Below are 22,431 nucleotides of genomic sequence, written 5' to 3'. Positions count from 1 at the left end.
ATTCATCAGAATCAGATATTTTTTAAAAATCCAATAATTACACTTATCTCTTTTAGCTTCTTGTGGTGCTATCAAATATTATTAAGATATTAGCAGTATTAAAATTATTACATGAGAAATTCATACTTGCTTGCCATACTTTCAGGTTTATTATTAGCGTTAGCATGGCCTACATATGGCATTCCGATACTTGCTTTTATAGGTTTTGTTCCACTACTTTTAGCAGAAAAGCATATTCGTGAATCTTCATATAAAAGAAAGGGAGGGAAAGTATTTTTAGTTTCTTACGTCACTTTTATCATATGGAATTCCATCACCACATGGTGGATTTGGTATTCCACCCCTTTTGGGATGTTTTTCGCTTTAGCTGTAAACTCACTTTTAATGGCTATTGTATTTTCGCTATACCATTTTGTTGCTAAAAGATTACCTGCCAAAATTCACCTTATTTTCCTTCCTGCGATTTGGATGGCTTTTGAAAAATTCCACCTCAATTGGGACTTCTCTTGGCCTTGGCTCAACCTCGGAAATGTTTTTTCTGAATATACTACATGGATCCAATGGTACGAATACACAGGAGTATTTGGGGGTGCGCTTTGGATATGGATTATTAATATTGGAATATATAAAACCGTTGTTAACTATAAAAATAACGGAAACAGAAGTATCTTGATTAAAGGAGTTGCGAGAAATGTATTATTAATTGCAATTCCTATTATCTTCTCTTTATTTCTACTGAATAGTTATGAGGAAGGAACAAAAAAAGCACAGATAACATTGCTACAACCAAACGTGGATCCCTACTCACAAAAATATGATATCTCAAACATTCAAATGGCAAAAAATCTTATTGCCCTTGCAAAACAAGATATCAATCAGAATACAAATTATATCATAGCTCCTGAAACGGCGCTAGCAAAAGGCTCTTCTATAGATCAATTTGATGATAGTACTGAAAAAGTAATGCTACAAGATTATGTGAATCAATTTCCTAATATGCAATTTATTACGGGAGTAGATTTTTACCGTCATTACCCACAAAAAGAGAAACCAACTATAACAGCAAATTTTTATGGCAGAAATGGATGGTTTGACTTCTATAATGCTGCTGTTCAGATAAATAAAAGTAATACTTCAGAAAAATACATAAAATCTAAGCTTGTTGTTGGAGTGGAAAATTTCCCATTCAAGACTGTTTTAGAGCCACTTTTAGGAGATGTAATGCTCGATTTAGGCGGAACAGTTGCCATGCGAGCAACTCAAGAAGAGCGTTCTGTTTTTAAATCTAATGATAATACATTTAGCGCTGCACCAATTATCTGTTATGAATCTATTTATGGTGAGTTTGTTACAGGTTACGTAAAAAAAGGAGCCAATTTCTTGTCCATAATTACAAATGATGCTTGGTGGGACGATACTCAAGGACACAAACAACATTTAAGCTACGCTAGATTACGCGCCATAGAAACAAGAAAAAGTGTTGCTAGAAGTGCCAATACTGGGATTTCTGCTTTTATAAATGAAAAAGGAGAAATTACTAAGACACTCGCTTTTAATTCTAAGGGATGTTTATCTGGTGAAATTACTGTTAATAATAAAGAAACGATTTACGTTAAATACGGAGATTATATAGCCCGTATAGCGGTACTTTTTACAGTTATGATATTATTATATGCTATCGCTAGAAAGAAAAAGGTATAATATTAGGAAGCATCATTAGTTGCTAATAATGGACTCTTAAAGTCTATTTCTAAAATGTTTTTGACTATTTGTGATTAAACTTTTTAACTCCAGCAGTAACAGCGATATCTAAAGTATTTTCTTCTGGAACAATAGGACAAGAAAATTTCTTGTTGTATGCGCAATATGGATTATATGCTTTATTAAAGTCTATAGTTATAGAATCTCCTTCTGGAATTCGAAGATCTAAATACCGCCCACCTCCATAGGTTTCTTTTCCATTAGTTTTATCAGAAAATGGTAAAAACAAATAATCTCTGTATTCTAAAGTTTCCTTTAACTCTTGATTCTGGTATACATTCAATGAAAATTTTTCTCCTTGCAATTCAAAGTATAAAACACCGTACAAAACCTCTTTAGACTTTCTTTCTGTTGTTGTTGGCATTAAGAAAGGTTGTTCGTTTGGAGTACACTCTAATTTTGCAACTACATTAAAACTAGTATCTATTGGAAAAAACTCTAAACTCTTAAAGCCTACAAAATCTTCTTTTGTAAGTGGTGTTTTCTCAGCATCAGAAAACTCTTTATTGATCTCTTCTTGAAAATTCAATATTGACTGCTGAGCCGTTAAAGTTGTATCTTTTCCTTTTTTTGCAACCTCAACAACATCTTTATCATCATGATACTTTTTATCATCCTTACAAGACATAAATAATATTACTAAGGCTAATGTAAAAATGTAAGATAATCTCATCTGTGTTTATTTTTATTGAATTTTTTCAAAAAACAAAAATACAACTTATAGCTATTTTAAGTAGCTTTGTTGATATAAATTAAAAATGATGCGACTTATTACAACATATACTAATATTTCGGTGTGCTCAAAGCTACGCTGTAGGTGCTTTTGTATGATGTAATATGTAATTTCATTACTATTTTATAAAAGCCCAACGCCAAAACGTTGGGCTTTTTTTTTAACCACTAAAACTATCAACCGATGAGAAAACTATACTCAGGGTACATTTCATCTTTTCAAGGACTTTCTAAGGAGGTATGGTGGCTTGCTCTAATTACGTTAATTAACAGAGCAGGAACTATGGTAATCCCCTTCCTTTCATTATATCTAACTCAAAAACTAAATTTCACTTTAGGTGACGTTGGCTGGATCATGACATTCTTTGGCTTGGGTTCTGTAGTTGGCTCTTGGATTGGAGGAAAACTTACCGACAAGATTGGGTATTATAAAATAATGACCTTTAGCTTGCTATGCTCAGCTGTATGCTTTATTGCGCTTCAATTTTTACAGACATTTTGGAGTATTTGTATAGGAATTTTTATAGTCATATTAGTTGCAGATATGTTTCGTCCTGCGGTATTTGTGGCACTAAGTGCCTATAGTAAGCCTGAAAATAAAACAAGATCTGTAACTCTTATTCGTTTAGCTATTAATTTAGGGTTTTCTGCTGGCCCAGCTATTGGCGGACTCATTATTACAAACATGAGCTATGGTGGACTTTTTTGGGTAGATGGGATTACTTGCTTCTTTGCAGGAATTCTTCTTTTAAATGTATTAAATCCTAAAAAAGCTAAGGTATTAGACGATTCTAAAAATGAGGCTCCAGAATCAGCATACAAGGATGTTCCATATTGGATTTTCTTTGTCGCAATGATATTATTCGGATTTATATTCTTGCAATATTTTTCTACAGTACCGTTGTTTTATAAAGAATTATTTTATTTAACTGAAAGTGATATTGGCTTGTTATTAGGCTTTAATGGGTTTTTAATCTTTCTTTTCGAAATGCCTTTAGTTCAGTATTTTGAGAAAAAATCTTGGGGTTCTATAACAAACGTAATCATTGGATGTGTATTAACACTTTTAAGTTTTTTAGTGCTTAATATTTCATCGTGGATTGGTGTTCTCGTGATCGGAATGATATTAATGAGTTTTGGTGAAATGCTAGTATTTCCTTTTTCAAATGCTTTTGCATTAAACCGTGCTAAACGTGGGAACCAAGGTGAATACCTAGCTCTTTATAGCATTGCTTTTTCTTTTTCGCACATCCTAGGTCATAACTCTGGATTTCATTTAATAGATTCTTTTGGGTATGAATTTACTTGGGGAATTATGACTTTCCTTGGAGTTATAGCATGTGTGCTATTGTATTATTTAAAACATAGAATTACCAAAAATATAAATGAATAATGTCCTAGTTAAAGCTAATATTCATTAATTCTTTACAAACTCATTCCATGTAAACCACAAATAGACTCTAAAAAGGAGTCTATTTGTGGTTTTTTATATTATGATAAATAGTTAGTACATAGCTTCTAAACCATATGCTTCTAGTAAGTCATTATATTCTGGCTGAATTCTTAAAAGTGTAATTCCTTGTTGGGTGTTCAATTTATCAGTATCTGTAAACCCATTATCTAACATCTTTTCAAGATAATATAATGCGACTCCATAATCCCCTCGTTTCACAGTATATTTTAGAACAGAGAGATAAGCATCATATGCTTTTGGATTAACAAGTGTTTCAAATATATTAATATACAAGAGGTTATCAAGTTCTTCGGTCTCGTTATATGAAGACGACAACTCATTTGGCAGCACACTCAAAAAATTAAGAACTCTCTTCCCCATTTTTCGCTTTGCTTCACTTGAGCTATTTATAAAATCTTTATTAATTGATTTCAACTCATCTTCCCAATAAATCAAAGAACCTAAGTCTCCAGCAGCAATATCTTTTGGTAAATATGTTAAGTAATCCACATAAAAATTAGACTCAATTTCATCTACTTCATATTCATTATTACGTTGAGTTCTATATATTCTATTTTTTCTGATTTCCTTTTGACGCTCTTTCATAGTATCATCATCAAAATAAAAACGATAATTCTCCATCATTTCATCCAAATCGTTATACGCACGGAGCAATTCCAATTTGCCAACCAACTTATCGTTAAATTCTAAATCTTCAGCATAGAATTCTTTAATCCTATTTTGGTCTTTAGGAATAATATTACGAGTCATAGATTTTAAAGTTAGTAACCTAACCCCTTTTGTAATATATTCTTTAGGAGGCCATACATGCTCCCCTGAAAATAAAAGAAGATCTGGATCGAATTTTAATCTAGTAAGGTAAGAATGTGAGTTTTTCATTTCTCTATAATTAAAATCCTCATCCCCAACTATTCCAACATATAAAAAACTATTCTTTTTAGGAGTATATGCATCTACACTTGCAAAAGAACCGCCACAGGCAATCACTCCTTTTATCTTTTTAGCAATAACAGCAACAGAAACTGCTAACCTAGCACCGCCGGAAAAGCCTCCTAGATAAATTTTACTCTCATCAATATTAAAACGTCTTAAAACTTCACTATAAAAAACTCTTGCATCACCAAGACTTTCTTGATATGTAGTATTTTCAACCCCATTAGATCCAGCTATTATATAACCGTACTTATCTGCAGCTTCTACAAAATTTTCAACTGCAACTTTTCCCCTTCCAGAGGGATCAAATAACATAATTACTGGCCACTCCTTTTCCTTATCATAATTAGAAGGAAGGTAGACTGCATATGTGTCTTTTGTGTTATTTATTTTAAGGGAATCTTGAACAACTCCTATGGTTATCTCTTTCTCTTGAGCAAATCCTATAGTGCTTAATAAAAGAAGTAATAATATTTTTCTCATAAATCTAAATCTATCAAAAATCTAGCCAAAATTTGTTTATAAATTTATTGAAATTAATAGAGTTTGAGTAATCTAATTAAAAAAATATTAAAACACTAAGAATAGCAGTAACTCTATTCTAATTCTCTAGTAAAAAATATATCTTTGACCCCAATATTAAGACTTCTTAAATGACTTCAGAATTAAAACTTTTTATGGTAATGTTAGGCTGTAAACCCGAAGGTAGATTTACAGAGCAACATGATATTTTTTTCGGAATAGGCACTTCTTTGAAAGACTTAATTCCTCACATGAAAGCATTTTGGCCAGAAGCAAAAGGACAAATTCATATTGACGCTTGGCGAGAAGTTACTACAGTAGGGAATTTTAATATTACTGTAGAAGAAAAAAAAGATTTAGTAAAGAATGATGTCCAATTATTCTTTATTAATCTTGGAGGCTATAAGGAAAATGAGTTTGAAGAATATCATTATAAAATAGTATCAGTAGCAAAAACAAAAGCTATTGCTATTAAGGAGTCTAAACAAACTACCTTTTATAAACACTGCGGATTTAAAGGCGCAGAATCTCATATTGATGATAAATATGGAATTGATGTAGACGACATTTACAATATAGAAGAAATGCTGCCTGCTATTTTCAAGGAAAAGTATCAATTAAAATATACCGAAGCGCCACAATTAGACGAAGATCAATTACATATTGGATACGTGAAAATTGCGAGTTTATAGTGCATAATTTTTCAGCTATCTATTTCTTCCTATAGGTTGATTTTCTACTACATTTGATAAAACTATAGAGGTTCTCACTTCTCCATAGGTAATGAGCTTATCTATAAATTCTTCTAAATGAAATTGGTCATACAACACTACTTCCATCACTAAATTTTCGTTTCCTGTAATTCTATAGCAATTTAAGACTTCCTTAAATTCTTTTACTTTCTCTAAAAACGGTTTTAACTTCCCCATAAAAGCTCTTAATGTTACAAAGGCTTTTAGCTGATATCCCGTTTCTATATGATTCACTTCTGCTCTGTATCCACCTATTACTCCAAGGTCTTCTAATTTTTTTATGCGTTCTGCAACGGCTGGAGAAGAGAGACCTACTTGTCTTCCAATCTCTGCATTTGTAAACCGTGCATTTTGCTGCAAAAGCCTTAAAATCGCCCAGTTAAGCTCGTCTATTTTCATTTTAAATGAAATTACTATTAATACCTTTGATTTTATTGCAAAATACGTATTTTACTTTAAATTCGAAATAACACTTTTTGATTTACGGAGTAATTTTGTAATAAAGTTGCAATGATGAAAAAGAATTATTCACGCTATAGCTATAGGAGGCGCAATGTAACCAAATTACCGGTATACAAAAAGGCGCTCTATATCTTTAAGTTAAGTAGGCAGGTTGTAGAATATATAAGAGGAGATAAGTCTATATTAGAACTTCATTCTTCTAAAATTATTGCGGATCAGTTTTCTGACAAATTGGTAATGGCATCTTTGGGATTAGCCCCAAAAATAGCAATGGCTGAAGCTTCTGCAGATCCATCCATCAAATTAGAGTCTGTATCTTCGCTAGAAAAAACAACTGTAGCTTTACTTCACTACTGTGAAAAGTTAGAGCTAAGCCACGGGCAAGGTAAAGAGTTTTTAAGCTTACTGCGTAAAGAGGTTAAAAAATTTGGTCATTTACAAAACAAATGGGCTGTAGGAATTTGTAATAAAAACTAAATCTCCTTAAATTTATAGTCCTTAAAAGGCTATTAATCTCACATTTCACTTTCTTGTAACAAATGAAAAATATACTTGTAACAGGAGCTACCGGAAACATTGGCAAGGAAGTAATTTACTACCTAAATACATTAGAAAACAATAGTCGTATAATTGCGGCTGTAAGAGATATATCTAAAGCAAAAACTACCTTTGCTACTTCTCAAGACATAAGCTACAGAACATTCGATTTTAAAGATAAAAGTACTTTTATCAAAGCGCTTCATGCTGTAGACATTCTATTTTTATTGCGCCCGCCAGAGATATCAGAAGTAAACAAATATTTTAAACCCCTATTAGAAGCCGCAAAAAAGGCTAACATCACTAAAATAGTATTTCTATCTGTTCAAGGCGTAGAAAGAAGTAAGGCAATACCACATCATAAAATTGAAATATTGATAAAGAATTTAGACTTTGAGTTTATCTTTATTCGTCCAAGTTATTTCATGCAAAACCTTACCACTACCCTTTTATCAGAAATAAAATCAAAACAAAAGATTACCCTTCCTTCGGGAAAAGCTAAATTTAATTGGGTAGATGTAAAAAATATTGGAGAAGCTGCTGCGGTTTTAATCAATGATTTTTCAGTTTATAAAAATCAAGCGCTAGAAATTACAGGTTCTGAAAATCTTAATTTCTATGAGGTAACAAAACTGATCGACGAAGAGGCTGGAATTCCGATATTATATAATAGCGTAAACCCTATTAAGTTCTATTTTGTAAAAAGGAAAGAAGGGATTCCTAGTGAGTTTATAATTGTTATGCTTCTGCTTCATTTCTTACCACGATTTCAAAAAGAACCAAAAATTAGTAATTGGTATAAAAAACTAACAAGTAAAACACCTACTAAACTGGCTACTTTTATAAAAAGAGAAAAAGAAAGTTTCCTTCCTTTAAGCATTACTAATTAAAGAAAGGCTACTCCATAATTATTATTCTTTAGTTCCTTCTATTTTTATCGCTTCACAAATCTAAATTGCGTTAATTTGCAAAAAATGTTTTAGTGAATTACTTATCAGTAGAAAATATAGCAAAATCGTTCGGAGAGAGAGTTTTATTTAAAGATGTTTCTTTCGGAATAAATAAGGACCAAAAAATAGCATTCATTGCTAAAAATGGTTCTGGAAAAACTTCTTTATTGAATATTATAACTGGAAACGATGCTCCCGATGACGGACAAGTAGTTTCTAGAAATGGTATTAAGATATCTTTCCTTTCTCAGGAGCCAGATTTAGATCCAAACCTAACAATCGAAGAAACTATTTTTGCTTCTGATAATGATGTTTTAAAAACAATTCACTATTACGAAAAAGCATTAGAAAACCTAGACGATACAGAAACGTATCAAAAGGCATTCGAGCAAATGGATATTAAAAATGCTTGGGATTTTGAAACGCAATACAAGCAGATTTTATTTCAACTAAAATTAGACGATCTCGATAAAAAAGTAAGTAATCTTTCTGGAGGACAAAAAAAGCGTTTAGCACTAGCTACGATATTATTAAATTCTCCTGATTTATTAATTCTCGATGAGCCTACTAACCATTTGGATTTAGAAATGATTGAATGGTTGGAGCAGTATTTTGCTAAAGAAAACATTACTCTTTTTATGGTTACTCACGACCGTTATTTTCTAGAGCGTGTTTGTAATGAAATTGTAGAATTAGACCACGGTAAAATATATCAATATAAAGGGAATTATTCTTACTATTTAGAGAAAAAGGAAGCGAGAATACAAGCAGAAAAGGCTTCTGTAGATAAAGCAAAGAATTTATTTACAAAAGAACTAGACTGGATGCGTAGACAACCAAAAGCACGTACTACAAAATCTAAGTCTAGAATTGATGATTTCTATAAAATCAAAGAAAAAGCTAGCCAACGTAGACAAGACCATAAAATCCAATTGGAGATTAATATGGAGCGCTTGGGGAGTAAGATTGTAGAGTTCCATAAAGTATCTAAAAGCTTTCAGAATAAAAGTATCCTCGATAAATTCGAATATAACTTCCAAAAAGGAGAACGTATTGGTATTATCGGTAAAAATGGTACTGGAAAGTCTACTTTTTTAAATATTCTTACTGGAAGAATAGAACCAGACGGAGGGAAAGTTATTGTAGGAGAAACTATAAAGTTTGGATATTATACCCAAAGTGGTATTAATCCGAAGCCTGAGCAAAAGGTTATAGATATTATAAAAGAGTACGGAGAGTACATTCCGCTTACAAAAGGGCGACAAATCTCAGCTGCACAACTATTAGAACGCTTTTTATTCGACAGAAAGAAGCAGTACGATTTTGTAGAAAAATTAAGTGGTGGAGAATTAAAGCGTTTGTATTTATGTACGGTTCTTATTCAGAATCCCAACTTCTTAATTCTCGATGAGCCTACCAACGACTTAGACATTGTAACCTTAAATGTACTAGAAGATTTTCTGTTAGATTTTCCTGGTTGCCTGTTGGTTGTTTCTCACGACCGTTATTTTATGGATAAGATTGTAGATCATTTATTCATTTTTAAAGGAGCTGGTATTGTTGAAGACTTTCCTGGTAATTATACCGATTATAGAGCTTATGACAGTAGTGAACCTCAAAAAGAGACTAAAGTTGTAACTGAAGATACTTCTAAAAAAGCATGGAAAAAAGATAGCAATGCTACTTTAAGCTATGAAGAACAGAAGGAGTTTAAAAAACTGGAGCGTGATATAAAGAAGCTTGAAGAGAAGAAAAAAGAAGCTGAAAATGTATTCGCTTTAGGAAAATTAGAAGGTGAAGAGATCGATAAGCAGTCGATTAAACTGCAGGAGATAATTCAAGAGCTCGAAGACAAAACAGAAGCTTGGTTTGAGCTTTCCATGAAAATGGAAGAATAATGGCTTGCATAAAAGCATAGAAGTTGTTCCTTTAGAAATAACAATTTAGATTAAACATAATAGCTATTTTCAACCTTAAAATTGTTGTACTTAAGATTATCATACATAAAATATTTATTTCAATCGACCAATCAACACGGGGTGCACTCCCCTTTTGTGTATTGCTTGGTTACAAAAGCACTTTATAAAAAGTCAGATTTAACGACAAATATGCTGTTTGAAAATTGGAAAAAGGAAGTTTCATTCGATCCTAGGAAAGAAAAAATCATCAATAGGGCGTTGACATATTTCAATAACAGCTCTTTTTCTTCTGAACACGAAAATGCCTTCAGCAGTAACAAAACAACCTATTTTTCATTAAAAAACAGTTCTCTTGAAGATATTCTAGATGCTAAGAACGAATTTTCATTTTATATAATAGATCATATAAACAACAGTTTCGAGGCTAAAAACCGTTGGCAACAATTAAAAGCAAAAGCTGCGTTTGATGTATCCATCGATTTTTATAATATTGGCTTTTTGTTCATTAAAAACGGACAAGCAAAAGAAGATTTTTGTATTCGGATATAATTTGTTATTTTATATATTAGTTGGAAAATCCAACGAGTAAATTAGAGTTAGTCTTTCGAATATAATATCGTTGAACTACCTTTTGAAGTTAAAAGTAATTTAATATGGAAACTCATATTATTTGGATTGTTATTTTAGCTATCCTCTGTATCTTCGTTTTATTGAACAACAAACGGAATATGAAAAAGAGGAAACAAAGAAAAGCATACCGACTTGGCGATCGGTTTTCCTCAGAAAAAAACATAAAATAACATAATTTGAAGATTTACACTAAGACCGGAGACAAAGGAACTACAGCATTGTATGGAGGAACGAGAGTTCCTAAGCACCATATTCGTATTGAAGGATATGGAACTGTAGATGAGCTGAACTCATGGATTGGACTTATTCGAGATCAAGAAATCGAAGAAAGTTATAAATCTGTTTTAATCGAAATTCAAGACCGCCTCTTTACAGTTGGCGCTATTCTAGCAACACCTCCTGAAAAAGAGTTCCTAAAGAATGGAAAAAAGCGTTTAGATATCCCCGTAATATCGGCTAACGATATCTCGCTATTAGAAAATGAAATCGATAAAATGGATGGTTCACTTCCGCCAATGACACATTTCGTTCTTCCAGGAGGACATACAACAGTGTCATATTGTCACATAGCGAGAACTATCTGTAGAAGGGCAGAACGAAAAGCCACTTATTTACATGAGAATGAACCTTTTGACGTATTAGTTCTTAACTACCTAAATCGTTTGTCAGACTATTTATTTGTATTGGCACGAAAGTTGACTTCTGATTTGAAGGCAGATGAGGTAAAATGGATTCCAAATAGGGAAACATCGAATCAATAGCATCAATTTATTGATTTATATTCAATATAACGCCCTAAAAACTACGTTCTTAGAAATAATATGTAAATAATATAAATTTTACTTGACTTTTTACTATAAAAATTTATTTTTGCACAAAATTAAAAATCAATAGCAGATGTATTGGACTTTAGAATTAGCATCATATTTAGACGATGCGCCTTGGCCAGCAACAAAAGATGAATTAATTGACTATGCTATTAGAACTGGCGCTCCATTAGAAGTTGTAGAAAACTTACAAGCAATGGAAGACGAAGGTGATATGTATGAATCCATTGAAGAGATTTGGCCGGACTATCCAACTGAAGAGGATTACCTCTGGAACGAGGATGAATATTAACAAACACATTAACATTATAAAGCAAAAAAGTCTCTGTCGAGGCTTTTTTTTTGCTTAATTTTGAAATATAAACACACATACAGACATGAGTTTACTCAATTCAGTTTTAAAAGTTTTCGTAGGAGATAAGGCGAAGAAAGATGTAAAGGCCTTACAACCTATTGTAGACCAAATAAAATCTTTCGAAGAAAAACTATCTCAACTCTCCAACGACGAACTACGCTCTAAAACACAGGAGTTTAAAGATAGAATAAAGGCATCTTGCGCGTCTTTAGAAGAAAAAATACAAGCGCTTAAAACAGAAGCAGAAGCATCTAACGATATCGACAGGAATGAAGATATTTATACTGAAATTGATGCGCTTAAAGAAAAGGTATACGAGAATACCGAAAAAACACTTAACGAAATCCTTCCTGAAGCATATGCAGTAGTCAAAGAAACTGCAAAACGCTTTGCCAATAACGAAACAATTACTGTTACAGCTTCAACTTTTGACAGAGAAATCTCTGGAAATAATGACTACGTTACGCTACAAGATGACAAAGCAATTTGGAAAAATTCTTGGGATGCGGCAGGAAAAGAAGTTACTTGGGACATGATACATTACGATGTACAGCTTATAGGTGGTATTGCTATGCACCAAGGTAAAATTGCTGAGATGCACACAGGAGAAGGAAAAACATTGGTAGCAACTTTACCAGTTTACCTAAATGCATTAACTGGAAATGGAGTACACCTTGTTACAGTAAATAACTACTTGGCACGTCGTGATAGTGCTTGGATGGGACCACTTTTTGAGTTTCACGGTCTTTCTATAGACTGTATCGATAATCACCAACCAGGATCTGTAGGACGTAGAAAAGCATATCTAGCAGACATTACTTACGGTACAAATAACGAGTTTGGTTTTGATTACCTACGTGATAATATGTCACACACTCCAGAAGACTTAGTACAACGCCCTCAAAACTATGCTATTGTAGATGAGGTCGATTCTGTACTTATTGATGATGCGAGAACTCCACTTATTATTTCTGGCCCGGTACCGCAGGGAGATATTCATGAATTTGATGCACTAAAACCTCAAGTTAGTGATATTGTTACTAAACAACGTCAGTACTTAACGGGTGTTTTAGCAGAAGCTAAAAAACTAATTGCAGAAGGAGACACTAAAGAGGGAGCTTTTCAATTATTAAGAGTTCACCGAGGTTTACCAAAAAATAAAGCATTAATTAAGTTTTTAAGTGAAGAAGGAATTAAGCAATTACTTCAAAAAACAGAAAACCATTATATGCAAGATAACAACCGTGAGATGCCTAAAATAGATGAGGCGCTATGGTTTGTTATTGATGAAAAAGGAAATCAGATTGAGTTAACAGATAAAGGAATTGAGTACTTATCTGGTGATACAGATCCAGATTTCTTCGTAATGCCAGATATAGGTACTGAAATTGCTCAAATTGAAAAACAAGGATTAGGAGCAGAAGAAGAAGCTGTACTTAAAGAGGATCTTTTTAAAGATTTCTCTGTAAAAAGTGAGCGTATCCACACTATGAATCAGCTTTTAAAAGCTTATACCCTATTCGAAAAAGATGTAGAGTATGTGGTGATGGATAATAAAGTTATGATTGTTGATGAGCAGACGGGTCGTATTATGGACGGTCGTAGATATTCAGATGGATTACACCAAGCAATTGAAGCTAAAGAAAGTGTAAAAATTGAAGCCGCTACACAAACATTCGCATCTGTAACGTTACAAAACTACTTTAGAATGTACAGAAAGCTTTCTGGTATGACAGGTACTGCCATTACAGAAGCTGGGGAATTCTTAGAAATCTATGAACTAGATGTTATGGAGATTCCTACTAATCGTCCAATCGCTAGAGATGACAGACAAGATCTTATTTATAAAACTAAGAGAGAGAAATACAACGCTGTAATTGAAGATATTGAAAAGTTAGTAAACGAAGGACGCCCTGTTCTTGTGGGTACTACTTCTGTTGAAATTTCTGAGTTACTCTCTAAAATGTTATCAATAAGAAAAATAAAACACAACGTATTAAACGCTAAGTTACACAAGAAAGAGGCGGATATCGTTGCAGAAGCTGGTAATCCAGGTATTGTAACTATTGCTACCAACATGGCAGGTCGTGGTACAGATATTAAGCTTAAAAAAGAAGTAAAAGAAGCTGGAGGTTTAGCAATTATAGGTACAGAGCGTCATGACTCCAGACGTGTTGACCGTCAGTTGAGAGGTCGTGCTGGACGTCAAGGAGATCCAGGTAGCTCACAATTCTATGTTTCTTTAGAAGATAACTTAATGCGTCTTTTTGGTTCTGAAAGAGTAGCCAAAATGATGGATAAGATGGGACTTGAAGATGGAGAGGTTATTCAGCATTCTATGATGACTAAATCTATAGAACGTGCTCAGAAAAAAGTAGAAGAAAATAACTTTGGAGTTCGTAAGCGTCTATTAGAATATGATGATGTAATGAATGCTCAGCGTGAAGTTGTTTATAAAAGAAGAAGACACGCATTAGAAGGAGAGCGTTTAAAACTAGATATCGCAAACATGGTATATGATACCTGTGAAGATATTGTAGAAAATAATAAAGCAGCAAATGATTACAAGAATTTAGAATTTGAATTAATAAAATTCTTTTCAATCGTTCCTCCTGTTTCTGAAGATGAGTTTAAAAGCAAGTCTTCGAAAGAGCTTACAGGGATCGTTTATAAGGAGGCGCTAAACTATTACCAAAATAAGATTGAGCGAAATGCAAAAACAGCTTTTCCTGTAATTAGAAATGTATATGAGAATGAAAACAATAAATTTGAGCGTATTGTAGTTCCATTTACTGATGGAATAAAAACACTTAAAGTTGTTACCAATCTTAAAGAAGCATACGACTCTGAAGGAAAGAAATTAATTGCAGATTTCGAGAAAAATATCACACTTGCTATTATAGATGATGCTTGGAAAACCCATTTAAGAAAAATGGATGAGTTAAAGCAGTCTGTGCAACTCGCTGTTCATGAGCAAAAAGATCCATTACTTATTTATAAGTTTGAAGCTTTCGAACTTTTTAAAGTAATGATCGATAAAGTTAACAGAGAGGTAATTTCTTTCTTATTTAAAGGAGAGCTTCCAACAGAAGAATCTGGAAATATCCAAGAAGCTAGAGAGGTTAAGAGAAAAGAAAACCTACAGACTTCAAAAGAAGAAATTCCAAATAGTGATGAGTTAGCCGCTCAAAATAGAGCTGCTGGACAAACACAACAAAGACCGCAGGTTACAGAAACTATCGTAAGAGATCGTCCAAAAATTGGAAGAAACGATAAAGTAACTATTAAAAATGTAATGTCTGGAGAGAATAAAACTGTTAAATTCAAACAAGCAGAACCATTACTTACAAAAGGAGAATGGGTTATTGTTGAAGAATAGGAAGAAATATATCTTCAAAAATAAAAAAAGGGTCAGAATTTAAATCTGACCCTTTTTTTATTCTCTACTATTTTATTTCAACTGAATAAAACAAAAACATACGTTATTTATAAATTCCACTGTTTCCTTTTTCCAATAACGGCATCAAATCCGCTACAATATCAGGATGTTCTGCTGCAACATTTACAGACTCTAATGGATCCTCTTTATGATCGTATAGCTCTATAGCTGGTTGCTGTTCTCTGTAATATTTTGTGAGGCGGTATCTTTGAGTTCGCATCGTAATTCCTTTTCTAAAGTAGCTGTACGCAACATTATCATCTTGGGCATTGCTTCCTTTTAAAACCTCAACAAAACTCTCTCCATCAACTTTATGCGGCATTTTAACGCCACATAATTCTAAAAGACTTGGATAAATATCTACTGTTTCTACAATTGGAGTAACTTCTTGATTTTGGAATGCTCCAGGAACTTTTATTATCAACGGACTCTTCAATGCATTCTCAAAAATTGTATGCTTTCCCCATATTTGTTGATCTCCAAGATGCCACCCATGATCACCCCAAATTACAATAATTGTATTTTTATCTAATCCCTGTGCTTTAATTTCGTCAACAATATTTCCTATCTGCTGATCTATGTAGCTTACACAAGCATAATATGCATGTCTAAGTTTTCTTGAATATTCTTGAGACATAGGATGATCTAATGTAGCTTTTTCATCTCCTAATTTATACCCATTAAATTCCCCACTCCTAAAGATACTTGTTAGGTTTACATTTTTAGGCACCAAAGGGTTTTCAGAAATTGGAATAGAATCACGATGATATAAATCCCAATACTTTTCAGGAGAATTAAAAGGCAAATGTGGCTTGAATAAACCTACCCCCATAAAGAAAGGCTTTGAACTCTCTTTTAAATCCTTCAACTTAGAAACAGCCAATTGAGCTGTAAGTCCGTCTACATAACCTGTATCACTTACAGCACCTTTTTCGTATGGTTTCACTTGTCGGTTTAAACTCTGTCGATTTTCTCCATTTTCATATCCAAAAAAAGCATTCCAACCAGTTCCCCATTTTCCAGAATTAAATAACAACTCGTCCCAACTATAGGGAAGCTCCTTCTTATCGGAAACTTCCTCTTCATAACCATACAAGTAACCATCAACAGAATGTGTTATTTTACCAATACCTACTGTATGATAACCATTTCGCCTTAACTGATGTATAAAAGATTCAGGCTCCTCCCCTTCTGGTTTATTAGAAATTACTTTTTCTGTAATACTATTTCTTAAATATTCATTAGATGAAGGACGTATTCCTGTAATCAAACATTGACGTGAAGCTCCACATGTAGGAACGTTTACAAAGTGATTTTTAAACACCACCCCTTCAGAAGCCAGTTTATCTATATTAGGAGATTTTACAATCTCATTACCATAACATCCTAAGTCTGGACGTAAATCATCTACGGCAATAAATACAACATTAGGTTTCTCTACTTTCACCACTTCCTTTTTTTCAGCACAGGAATATAAAAGAGAAGTTACAATACTAAATACAATCGATTGTAGTTGTATTTTAGATAGTGTCGGGTATACAATTTTCATTATTTATATAGATTGGTTTTAATTATAATAGTGGTAGGTGGAATAGATAATAGCTTGCATTTACTTTTAAAAAAATTGTTAGCCATATAAACGCCACTGCACAAATATAAAAATATATGGTTAAGGTACTTCTATATGGCTAAACAAAAAGAAGTTTGAGCTCCCTCCTGTAATTACTATGTTATACGTTAAAAATTAACTACCCTTTTATTTTTGAAGTATTAATCGTTCCATATTTATCAATAAGATATATCAAAGAAGTCATTGTTGCTGCTCCAAGTTCTAACTCACGTTTATTTACATGTTCAAAAGTATCATTTTCCGCATGATGATGATCAAAATAACGTTGAGAATCTGGTCGTAACCCAGCTAATACGGTTCCATCTCCTTTTAAAGGACCAACATCGGCACCACTACCTCCTTTTTCAAAAAAATGAATCAGATAAGGCTTGAATAAGGGTTTCCAAGAAGTAATCTGTGAAAAATTAGCATCATCACAGTCAAAAGAAAATCCTCTTGGAGTAAAACCACCAGCATCACTTTCTAAAGCAAAAATATGATTCTCTCCTTTTTCTTTGGCTACCTCTGCATATTTATTAGCTCCTCGTAAACCATTCTCTTCATTCATAAATAAAACTACACGTATCGTTCGTTTTGGCTTATAACCTGTTTGTTTTAATAATCTTAAAACTTCCATACTCTGTACACATCCAGCACCGTCATCATGAGAACCATCACCTAAATCCCAAGAATCTAAATGTCCACCAACAGTAATAATCTCATTTGGAAAAGTAGACCCTTTAACTTCCCCTATAACATTATACGATTTAACATCTGGAAACACTTTACAAGTTTGACGGAAATAAAACTTAAGGTCATTATTAAGAGCTAAAAGACTACTTAACAATTCTGCTCCTTTAGTACTTATGGCTGCAGCCGGTATTCTTTTATTTACTGGTAAATCTCCATAACTCATACTTCCGGTGTGTGGAAACTCGTCTAAACGTAAATTCATGGAACGTACTATTACACCAACCGCTCCATATTTTGCAGCTTCTTCAGCACCTGAATATCGTTGATCCACACAACCTCCATAAGCTTCAAAAGTCTGAATTACATCTACCTGCATTGGTCGGTTGTAAAAAACAATCTTTCCTTTTATCTTTTCTTCTCCTAATTCTTTTAATTCTTCCAATCCTTGAACCTCGATTACATTTGCTTTTAATCCTCCCTCTGGAGTAGCAATCGAACCTCCCAAAGCACATACATTTACGGCATTTGTATTTCCAGGAGCATTTTCAATGTAAGCGTATTCTTTTATTCCTCGTGTCCATTTAGGCACCATTACTGGTTGCAACCAAACACGATCTAAGTCAAGCGATTCTAACTCGTTTTTTGTATACTCAACGGCCTGTTCCGCATTAAAAGAACCAGACAAACGCCCTCCTATTTTATTCGATAAATAGTCTAACCAGCTATAACTTTTCCCTTCTGTTAATGAGGAAGTATATATTTCTTTTAATTGCTTTTCATCTTCTGTTTGAGAAATCCCTAACAGAGGAACTAATATTAGTAAGATTAGGTAACTTTTATTAATCATTAATTATAAGTTTATTCATTATTTAATTGTTCACGATATTTACTCAAGTGTTCCTTAATAGCAGGATCTAATTCAGGATAAGCAATATCTTTATACTCCTTCAATTCATCATATAAAATATTTGCAACTATAGCTCTAGCAGCCTTTTTATTATCAGCAGGAACCACATACCATGGAGCATAAGGAGTTGTAGTTTTATTTATTGCCTCTTCGTAATAAACCTGATATTCATCCCATAAAGCACGTTCTTTTAAATCTGAAGGTGAGAATTTCCAATTCTTTTCTTCGAGATTCAATCTCCTTAAAAGTCGGTTCTTTTGTTCTCCTTTCGACAAATGAAGGAAAAATTTAAAAATTATAGTTCCGTTATCCGATATATGCTTTTCAAAGTTTTTTATTTCTTCAAACCGCTTATCCCAAAAAGTATCTGTTATATCTTCTACTGAATCTATCCCTGGGATATTTTCTCCTAGAACATATTCTGGATGCACACGTGTAACCAATACATTTTCATAATGCGTACGATTAAAGACTCCAAACTTACCTCTTCCTGGAAGGGCTATATAATGCCTCCATAGATAATCATGCTTACGCTCTAATTCAGTTGGAACTTTAAAACTATGAACCAATACACCTCTTGAATTAAAATCTTTAAAAACTTCTCTAACCAAACTATCCTTACCTGCAGTATCTATTCCCTGTAAACAAATTAGCACACTATATTTTCCGTGTGCATAAATAACATCTTGCAGCTTCCCTAATTTCTTTCTTGTATGCTTTAATCGATCCTTTAATTTATCATCGGAAGCATTAAGATTATTAAGTGTAGGAATATTTGCTAGTGTAGCTTTTTCATCAATTCTATAATCTGATGTTTTTATTGAATCCATATATCTTTTATTAATAAAAAATGAAGGGTACACATATTCTATGAATAAGTTCACCACAAAGTTTTTTAAAAATACAATTTATATTGTAATATTGCTTCGCCCAAATAAATAAACCTAATTTCCATGAAGAATCCTACACTCATCTTGTTATGTTTCCTACTATCAAGTTATGCATTTTCACAATGTAATTCTGCGTATTCTCAAGCAAGTTATGCTTTAGCCCACACAAAGAAATCTTTAAGTTCCGATAATTTTGATCATCAAAAATATTATGCTGGTAGAGCTATAGACGCACTAAACAAGACAAAATCTTTAGTTGAAAGCTGTGGCTGTAAAGAAGCAATAAGTCCTATTCTTGATGCCCTCGATAATTTAACCCAAGCTGAAGACCCTGTAGATTGGGAGGCTGGTCGTTTTTACGCTAAGCATGGGTATGAATACCTACAAACATTAATGAACAAAATGGATGTTTGTACCAGTAGCGGTTCTAGCATTAACTATGCTGTTGAAACCCCTAACACCAATTCTACAAATACCAACACACCACCTACTAGTACGCCATCTGTATCTTCTACAGTAAAAACTGATAATAGTTTACAATCGCAGCAAGAGCAGCTAGAGTTAGAAAAACAAAAATTGATAGAACAACAGCGTCTTTTAGAAGAAAAAATACAAAGACAAAAACAATTGGCTGAGGAAGCTCGAATAAATAGACAATTAGAGCTAGAGGAGCAATTAAAATTAAAACATCTAGCTGAGCAAGCATTATTTGAAATGGAAAGTAATTTTAAAGAGCTTACATCATTACTAAGTTGTAAAAATACATCTGCTATCTTACAAGGAGGTTATGCTAGAGAAGATAATGTTCTAAATAACGAATCGTTAGCAGAAACTCGTTCTTATTACCTCAACTTAACCATAGAAACTCAACAAAAAATACAAGACGCATTAAAAAGTTGCTCTTCAAAATAGAATATAAAAAAGCTGTCTAATACATATTAATTAGACAGCTTTTTTATAATATATCATTCCTTGCTATTTACTAGCAAAAAGTTTTACATCTTCTTCACTTACTTCTGCATTCCCAAGAATAATCAATCTTTCAATTACATTTCGTAATTCCCTTACATTTCCTGTCCAATCATATTCTTGTAGCAGCTTAATAGCTTTATCAGAAAACTCCTTTTTTGTATCTCCGTGTTCTTTTGCTATTTTACTTGTAAAATGCTCAATAAGCAACGGTATATCATCACGACGATCGTTTAAAGCAGGTACATTTATTAAAATAACTGCCAAACGGTGGTATAAATCCTCTCGGAAATTTCCCTCTTCGATTTCTTTTTTAAGATCTTTATTTGTTGCTGCAACTACACGGACATCTACTTTTATGTCTTTATCACTACCTACACGTGAAATCTTGTTTTCTTGTAATGCACGTAATACTTTTGCTTGTGCAGAAAGGCTCATATCTCCTATTTCATCTAAAAAAATAGTTCCTCCATTAGCAGCTTCAAATTTTCCTGCTCTATCTTTTACTGCTGAAGTAAAAGCTCCTTTTACATGTCCGAAAAGTTCACTTTCTATAAGCTCAGAAGGAATCGCAGCACAATTAACTTCCACCATAGCAGCTTTCGAACGATCGCTCTTCTGATGAATCCAATGAGCAACCAACTCTTTCCCTGTTCCATTAGGACCAGTAATCATAACACGAGCGTCTGTAGGAGCTACTTTTTCTATCATTTCTTTAATAATAGAAATGTTTTCGCTCTCTCCAATCATTTCATAATTCTTTCCTACCTTTTTCTTTAGAAGTTTGTTTTCCACAACTAATTGCTGCTTATCTAGAGCATTTCTAACGGTATTTAACAAACGGTTTAAGTCTGGTGGTTTCGAAATATAATCATAAGCTCCCATTCGCATTGTATTCACCGCTGTTTCTAAATCTCCGTGCCCAGAAATCATCACAAAAGGAAGTTCTGGTTTTATTTTTTTCCCAGCCTGCAAAACCTCAACACCATCCATTTTTGGCATTTTTATATCGCATAAAACCAAATCGTAGTCGTTCTTTTTTATGGCTTCAATGCCTTCTAAACCATCATTTGCTTCTTCTAATTGGTAATCTTTATTTTCTTCAGAAAGGATTTTTACAAGCACTCGCCTAATAGCTGCTTCATCTTCTATTACAAGAATTTTTGCCATTATATCTTAAATTTTATTCCCCCTCTAATATAAAGGGTATTTGTATCATTTATTGTATACACGTCATCTAAATCTGCATCACGTAATCTGATGTTATTCATTAGCGTGTATCCGGAATAAAAATAAAACAATATATGCTCATTAAAAAAATGTTCGTAACCTATTCCTGATAAAATTGTGGTCATCGATATACTTTCTGCTATATTATTCTCTATTGCGACCTCTTTTTGAATATTGGAATAAAAACCATCTAGCGTAACAAATGTTTGTAAAACGTTGCTATTATTTATTTTATACTTAAGGTTTGTTTTAGGAACTCCCAATGTATATGCCCATGTATCACTAATCTCTTTATGATAATTAACATACGGGAGAGGTAAAGGAATACCAGAAACTGTATTGTATTGAATTCCCAATATAAGACGTCCTTCTCTACTATCTTTAGCTTTATTTCTTCTTTCTCGAATAAAATATATAGCGGCATTCAATAAAAAATCATCTCCTATAATTCCATCTTCAAAATTAGAAGCTAGTTGTGGATTAACAACAGCACCAAAACGCCAACGTTCACTAAAACGAAATGTATAACCAAGTGTAAACTTAAAACTTTGCAACCTCTCAAAATCACTCGCCACAAAAGGATACCCATCTTTAAGTTCCATATTAACATTAGAATACTCTACTCCCGTTACAATGTATTTATCCTTTCCAACTTTCCATGGAAAATTAAGCAACGTTTTAAAACGTTTAAAGGAGTTCTCTGAAGACGCCTGTGGAAAATAAGTGTATTCTATCCTAGCAAGATCTGTTAGTTGTGCTTTTGCTTCTAATGAACTAGCAAACACAACAAACAATATTAATGATATTCTTAAATAATTATTTAGATATCTCATTCCCTTT

At 33.0% G+C, this 22,431-nt stretch carries 19 protein-coding genes; 11 read left to right on the top strand and 8 right to left on the bottom strand.

Annotation, left to right across the window (positions count from 1 at the left end):
* The first annotated feature begins 111 nt into the window (after nucleotides 1-111).
* The gene (lnt, locus tag ACN0TY_RS13645) at nucleotides 112-1,701 is read left to right on the top strand and encodes an apolipoprotein N-acyltransferase (RefSeq protein WP_417444931.1); all 1,590 of its coding nucleotides are present in this window, start codon (nucleotides 112-114) and stop codon (nucleotides 1,699-1,701) included.
* A gap of 64 nt (nucleotides 1,702-1,765) precedes the next feature.
* Here the strand turns inward: lnt and ACN0TY_RS13640 are convergent, their stop codons facing one another.
* Nucleotides 1,766-2,434, bottom strand: coding sequence for a DUF1684 domain-containing protein (locus ACN0TY_RS13640; RefSeq protein ID WP_417444930.1), 669 nt, complete (start codon nucleotides 2,432-2,434; stop codon nucleotides 1,766-1,768).
* Between the two features lie 243 nt (nucleotides 2,435-2,677).
* On the opposite strand from ACN0TY_RS13640, the gene ACN0TY_RS13635 reads away from it, so the two are divergent.
* A complete protein-coding gene (locus tag ACN0TY_RS13635; protein ID WP_417444929.1) occupies nucleotides 2,678-3,886 on the top strand; it encodes an MDR family MFS transporter in 1,209 nt (402 codons plus the stop codon).
* A gap of 111 nt (nucleotides 3,887-3,997) precedes the next feature.
* On the opposite strand, the gene ACN0TY_RS13630 is transcribed toward ACN0TY_RS13635, so the two are convergent.
* A complete protein-coding gene (locus tag ACN0TY_RS13630) occupies nucleotides 3,998-5,383 on the bottom strand; it encodes an alpha/beta hydrolase (RefSeq protein WP_417444928.1) in 1,386 nt (461 codons plus the stop codon).
* Between the two features lie 170 nt (nucleotides 5,384-5,553).
* Here ACN0TY_RS13630 and ACN0TY_RS13625 point away from each other — a divergent pair, with 170 nt between their 5' ends.
* Entirely contained in the window at nucleotides 5,554-6,114 is a 561-nt protein-coding gene (locus ACN0TY_RS13625) for a DUF1543 domain-containing protein (protein WP_417444927.1), read from the top strand.
* A gap of 15 nt (nucleotides 6,115-6,129) precedes the next feature.
* On the opposite strand, the gene ACN0TY_RS13620 is transcribed toward ACN0TY_RS13625, so the two are convergent.
* On the bottom strand, nucleotides 6,130-6,573 hold the full coding sequence (locus ACN0TY_RS13620) for an Lrp/AsnC family transcriptional regulator (protein ID WP_417444926.1): 444 nt from the start codon (nucleotides 6,571-6,573) through the stop codon (nucleotides 6,130-6,132).
* A 114-nt stretch (nucleotides 6,574-6,687) separates the two neighbouring features.
* Here ACN0TY_RS13620 and ACN0TY_RS13615 point away from each other — a divergent pair, with 114 nt between their 5' ends.
* From ACN0TY_RS13615 to secA, 7 genes are all read left to right on the top strand, one after another.
* Nucleotides 6,688-7,113 (top strand): hypothetical protein, encoded by a 426-nt coding sequence (locus tag ACN0TY_RS13615; protein WP_417444925.1) that lies wholly within the window; start codon nucleotides 6,688-6,690, stop codon nucleotides 7,111-7,113.
* 62 nt (nucleotides 7,114-7,175) lie between these two features.
* Complete coding sequence (locus ACN0TY_RS13610; protein WP_417444924.1) at nucleotides 7,176-8,063, top strand: NmrA family NAD(P)-binding protein; 888 nt, start codon at nucleotides 7,176-7,178, stop codon at nucleotides 8,061-8,063.
* Between the two features lie 92 nt (nucleotides 8,064-8,155).
* Complete coding sequence (locus tag ACN0TY_RS13605) at nucleotides 8,156-10,021, top strand: ABC-F family ATP-binding cassette domain-containing protein (RefSeq protein ID WP_417444923.1); 1,866 nt, start codon at nucleotides 8,156-8,158, stop codon at nucleotides 10,019-10,021.
* A gap of 210 nt (nucleotides 10,022-10,231) precedes the next feature.
* Nucleotides 10,232-10,591 (top strand): hypothetical protein, encoded by a 360-nt coding sequence (locus ACN0TY_RS13600; protein ID WP_417444922.1) that lies wholly within the window; start codon nucleotides 10,232-10,234, stop codon nucleotides 10,589-10,591.
* A gap of 257 nt (nucleotides 10,592-10,848) precedes the next feature.
* Nucleotides 10,849-11,433 (top strand): cob(I)yrinic acid a,c-diamide adenosyltransferase, encoded by a 585-nt coding sequence (locus ACN0TY_RS13595; protein WP_417444921.1) that lies wholly within the window; start codon nucleotides 10,849-10,851, stop codon nucleotides 11,431-11,433.
* 136 nt (nucleotides 11,434-11,569) lie between these two features.
* Nucleotides 11,570-11,791: a DUF2795 domain-containing protein gene (locus ACN0TY_RS13590; RefSeq protein ID WP_008612884.1), complete on the top strand. Its 222-nt coding sequence runs from the start codon at nucleotides 11,570-11,572 to the stop codon at nucleotides 11,789-11,791.
* Nucleotides 11,792-11,876: 85 nt separating this feature from the next.
* Nucleotides 11,877-15,233: a preprotein translocase subunit SecA gene (secA, locus tag ACN0TY_RS13585; RefSeq protein ID WP_417444920.1), complete on the top strand. Its 3,357-nt coding sequence runs from the start codon at nucleotides 11,877-11,879 to the stop codon at nucleotides 15,231-15,233.
* A 103-nt stretch (nucleotides 15,234-15,336) separates the two neighbouring features.
* Here the strand turns inward: secA and ACN0TY_RS13580 are convergent, their stop codons facing one another.
* The 3 genes from ACN0TY_RS13580 to ACN0TY_RS13570 form a co-directional block, all read right to left on the bottom strand.
* Nucleotides 15,337-16,842 (bottom strand): sulfatase, encoded by a 1,506-nt coding sequence (locus tag ACN0TY_RS13580; RefSeq protein WP_417444919.1) that lies wholly within the window; start codon nucleotides 16,840-16,842, stop codon nucleotides 15,337-15,339.
* A gap of 199 nt (nucleotides 16,843-17,041) precedes the next feature.
* On the bottom strand, nucleotides 17,042-18,442 hold the full coding sequence (locus ACN0TY_RS13575) for a M20/M25/M40 family metallo-hydrolase (RefSeq protein ID WP_236959071.1): 1,401 nt from the start codon (nucleotides 18,440-18,442) through the stop codon (nucleotides 17,042-17,044).
* A gap of 11 nt (nucleotides 18,443-18,453) precedes the next feature.
* Complete coding sequence (locus ACN0TY_RS13570; protein WP_417444918.1) at nucleotides 18,454-19,332, bottom strand: PPK2 family polyphosphate kinase; 879 nt, start codon at nucleotides 19,330-19,332, stop codon at nucleotides 18,454-18,456.
* Nucleotides 19,333-19,455: 123 nt separating this feature from the next.
* Between ACN0TY_RS13570 and ACN0TY_RS13565 the strand changes: the two genes are divergently transcribed.
* Nucleotides 19,456-20,304: a hypothetical protein gene (locus ACN0TY_RS13565; protein ID WP_417444917.1), complete on the top strand. Its 849-nt coding sequence runs from the start codon at nucleotides 19,456-19,458 to the stop codon at nucleotides 20,302-20,304.
* A gap of 63 nt (nucleotides 20,305-20,367) precedes the next feature.
* On the opposite strand, the gene ACN0TY_RS13560 is transcribed toward ACN0TY_RS13565, so the two are convergent.
* Both ACN0TY_RS13560 and ACN0TY_RS13555 read right to left on the bottom strand, forming a co-directional pair.
* On the bottom strand, nucleotides 20,368-21,531 hold the full coding sequence (locus ACN0TY_RS13560) for a sigma-54-dependent transcriptional regulator (RefSeq protein WP_417444916.1): 1,164 nt from the start codon (nucleotides 21,529-21,531) through the stop codon (nucleotides 20,368-20,370).
* A complete protein-coding gene (locus tag ACN0TY_RS13555; protein WP_417444915.1) occupies nucleotides 21,531-22,424 on the bottom strand; it encodes a DUF6268 family outer membrane beta-barrel protein in 894 nt (297 codons plus the stop codon). The genes ACN0TY_RS13560 and ACN0TY_RS13555 overlap by 1 nt, the downstream gene beginning before the upstream one ends.
* Nucleotides 22,425-22,431: the final 7 nt, after the last annotated feature.

The organism is Joostella sp. (assembly GCF_048266025.1).
Classification (GTDB): domain Bacteria; phylum Bacteroidota; class Bacteroidia; order Flavobacteriales; family Flavobacteriaceae; genus Galbibacter; species Galbibacter atrarenae.
Note: the sequence above shows the minus strand (reverse complement) of the source record. Positions and strands in the feature narration are given on the sequence as shown.

Excerpts from the sequence above, each read along its gene's own strand:
- ACN0TY_RS13580 (WP_417444919.1), bottom strand. The coding sequence starts at position 16,842 with ATGAAAATTGTATACCCGACACTATCTAAAATACAACTACAATCGATT.
- secA (WP_417444920.1), top strand. The coding sequence starts at position 11,877 with ATGAGTTTACTCAATTCAGTTTTAAAAGTTTTCGTAGGAGATAAGGCG.
- ACN0TY_RS13590 (WP_008612884.1), top strand. The coding sequence starts at position 11,570 with ATGTATTGGACTTTAGAATTAGCATCATATTTAGACGATGCGCCTTGG.
- ACN0TY_RS13630 (WP_417444928.1), bottom strand. The coding sequence starts at position 5,383 with ATGAGAAAAATATTATTACTTCTTTTATTAAGCACTATAGGATTTGCT.
- ACN0TY_RS13625 (WP_417444927.1), top strand. The coding sequence starts at position 5,554 with ATGACTTCAGAATTAAAACTTTTTATGGTAATGTTAGGCTGTAAACCC.
- lnt (WP_417444931.1), top strand. The coding sequence starts at position 112 with ATGAGAAATTCATACTTGCTTGCCATACTTTCAGGTTTATTATTAGCG.
- ACN0TY_RS13600 (WP_417444922.1), top strand. The coding sequence starts at position 10,232 with ATGCTGTTTGAAAATTGGAAAAAGGAAGTTTCATTCGATCCTAGGAAA.
- ACN0TY_RS13555 (WP_417444915.1), bottom strand. The coding sequence starts at position 22,424 with ATGAGATATCTAAATAATTATTTAAGAATATCATTAATATTGTTTGTT.
- ACN0TY_RS13620 (WP_417444926.1), bottom strand. The coding sequence starts at position 6,573 with ATGAAAATAGACGAGCTTAACTGGGCGATTTTAAGGCTTTTGCAGCAA.
- ACN0TY_RS13570 (WP_417444918.1), bottom strand. The coding sequence starts at position 19,332 with ATGGATTCAATAAAAACATCAGATTATAGAATTGATGAAAAAGCTACA.
- ACN0TY_RS13635 (WP_417444929.1), top strand. The coding sequence starts at position 2,678 with ATGAGAAAACTATACTCAGGGTACATTTCATCTTTTCAAGGACTTTCT.
- ACN0TY_RS13615 (WP_417444925.1), top strand. The coding sequence starts at position 6,688 with ATGAAAAAGAATTATTCACGCTATAGCTATAGGAGGCGCAATGTAACC.
- ACN0TY_RS13575 (WP_236959071.1), bottom strand. The coding sequence starts at position 18,442 with ATGATTAATAAAAGTTACCTAATCTTACTAATATTAGTTCCTCTGTTA.
- ACN0TY_RS13560 (WP_417444916.1), bottom strand. The coding sequence starts at position 21,531 with ATGGCAAAAATTCTTGTAATAGAAGATGAAGCAGCTATTAGGCGAGTG.
- ACN0TY_RS13565 (WP_417444917.1), top strand. The coding sequence starts at position 19,456 with ATGAAGAATCCTACACTCATCTTGTTATGTTTCCTACTATCAAGTTAT.
- ACN0TY_RS13640 (WP_417444930.1), bottom strand. The coding sequence starts at position 2,434 with ATGAGATTATCTTACATTTTTACATTAGCCTTAGTAATATTATTTATG.
- ACN0TY_RS13610 (WP_417444924.1), top strand. The coding sequence starts at position 7,176 with ATGAAAAATATACTTGTAACAGGAGCTACCGGAAACATTGGCAAGGAA.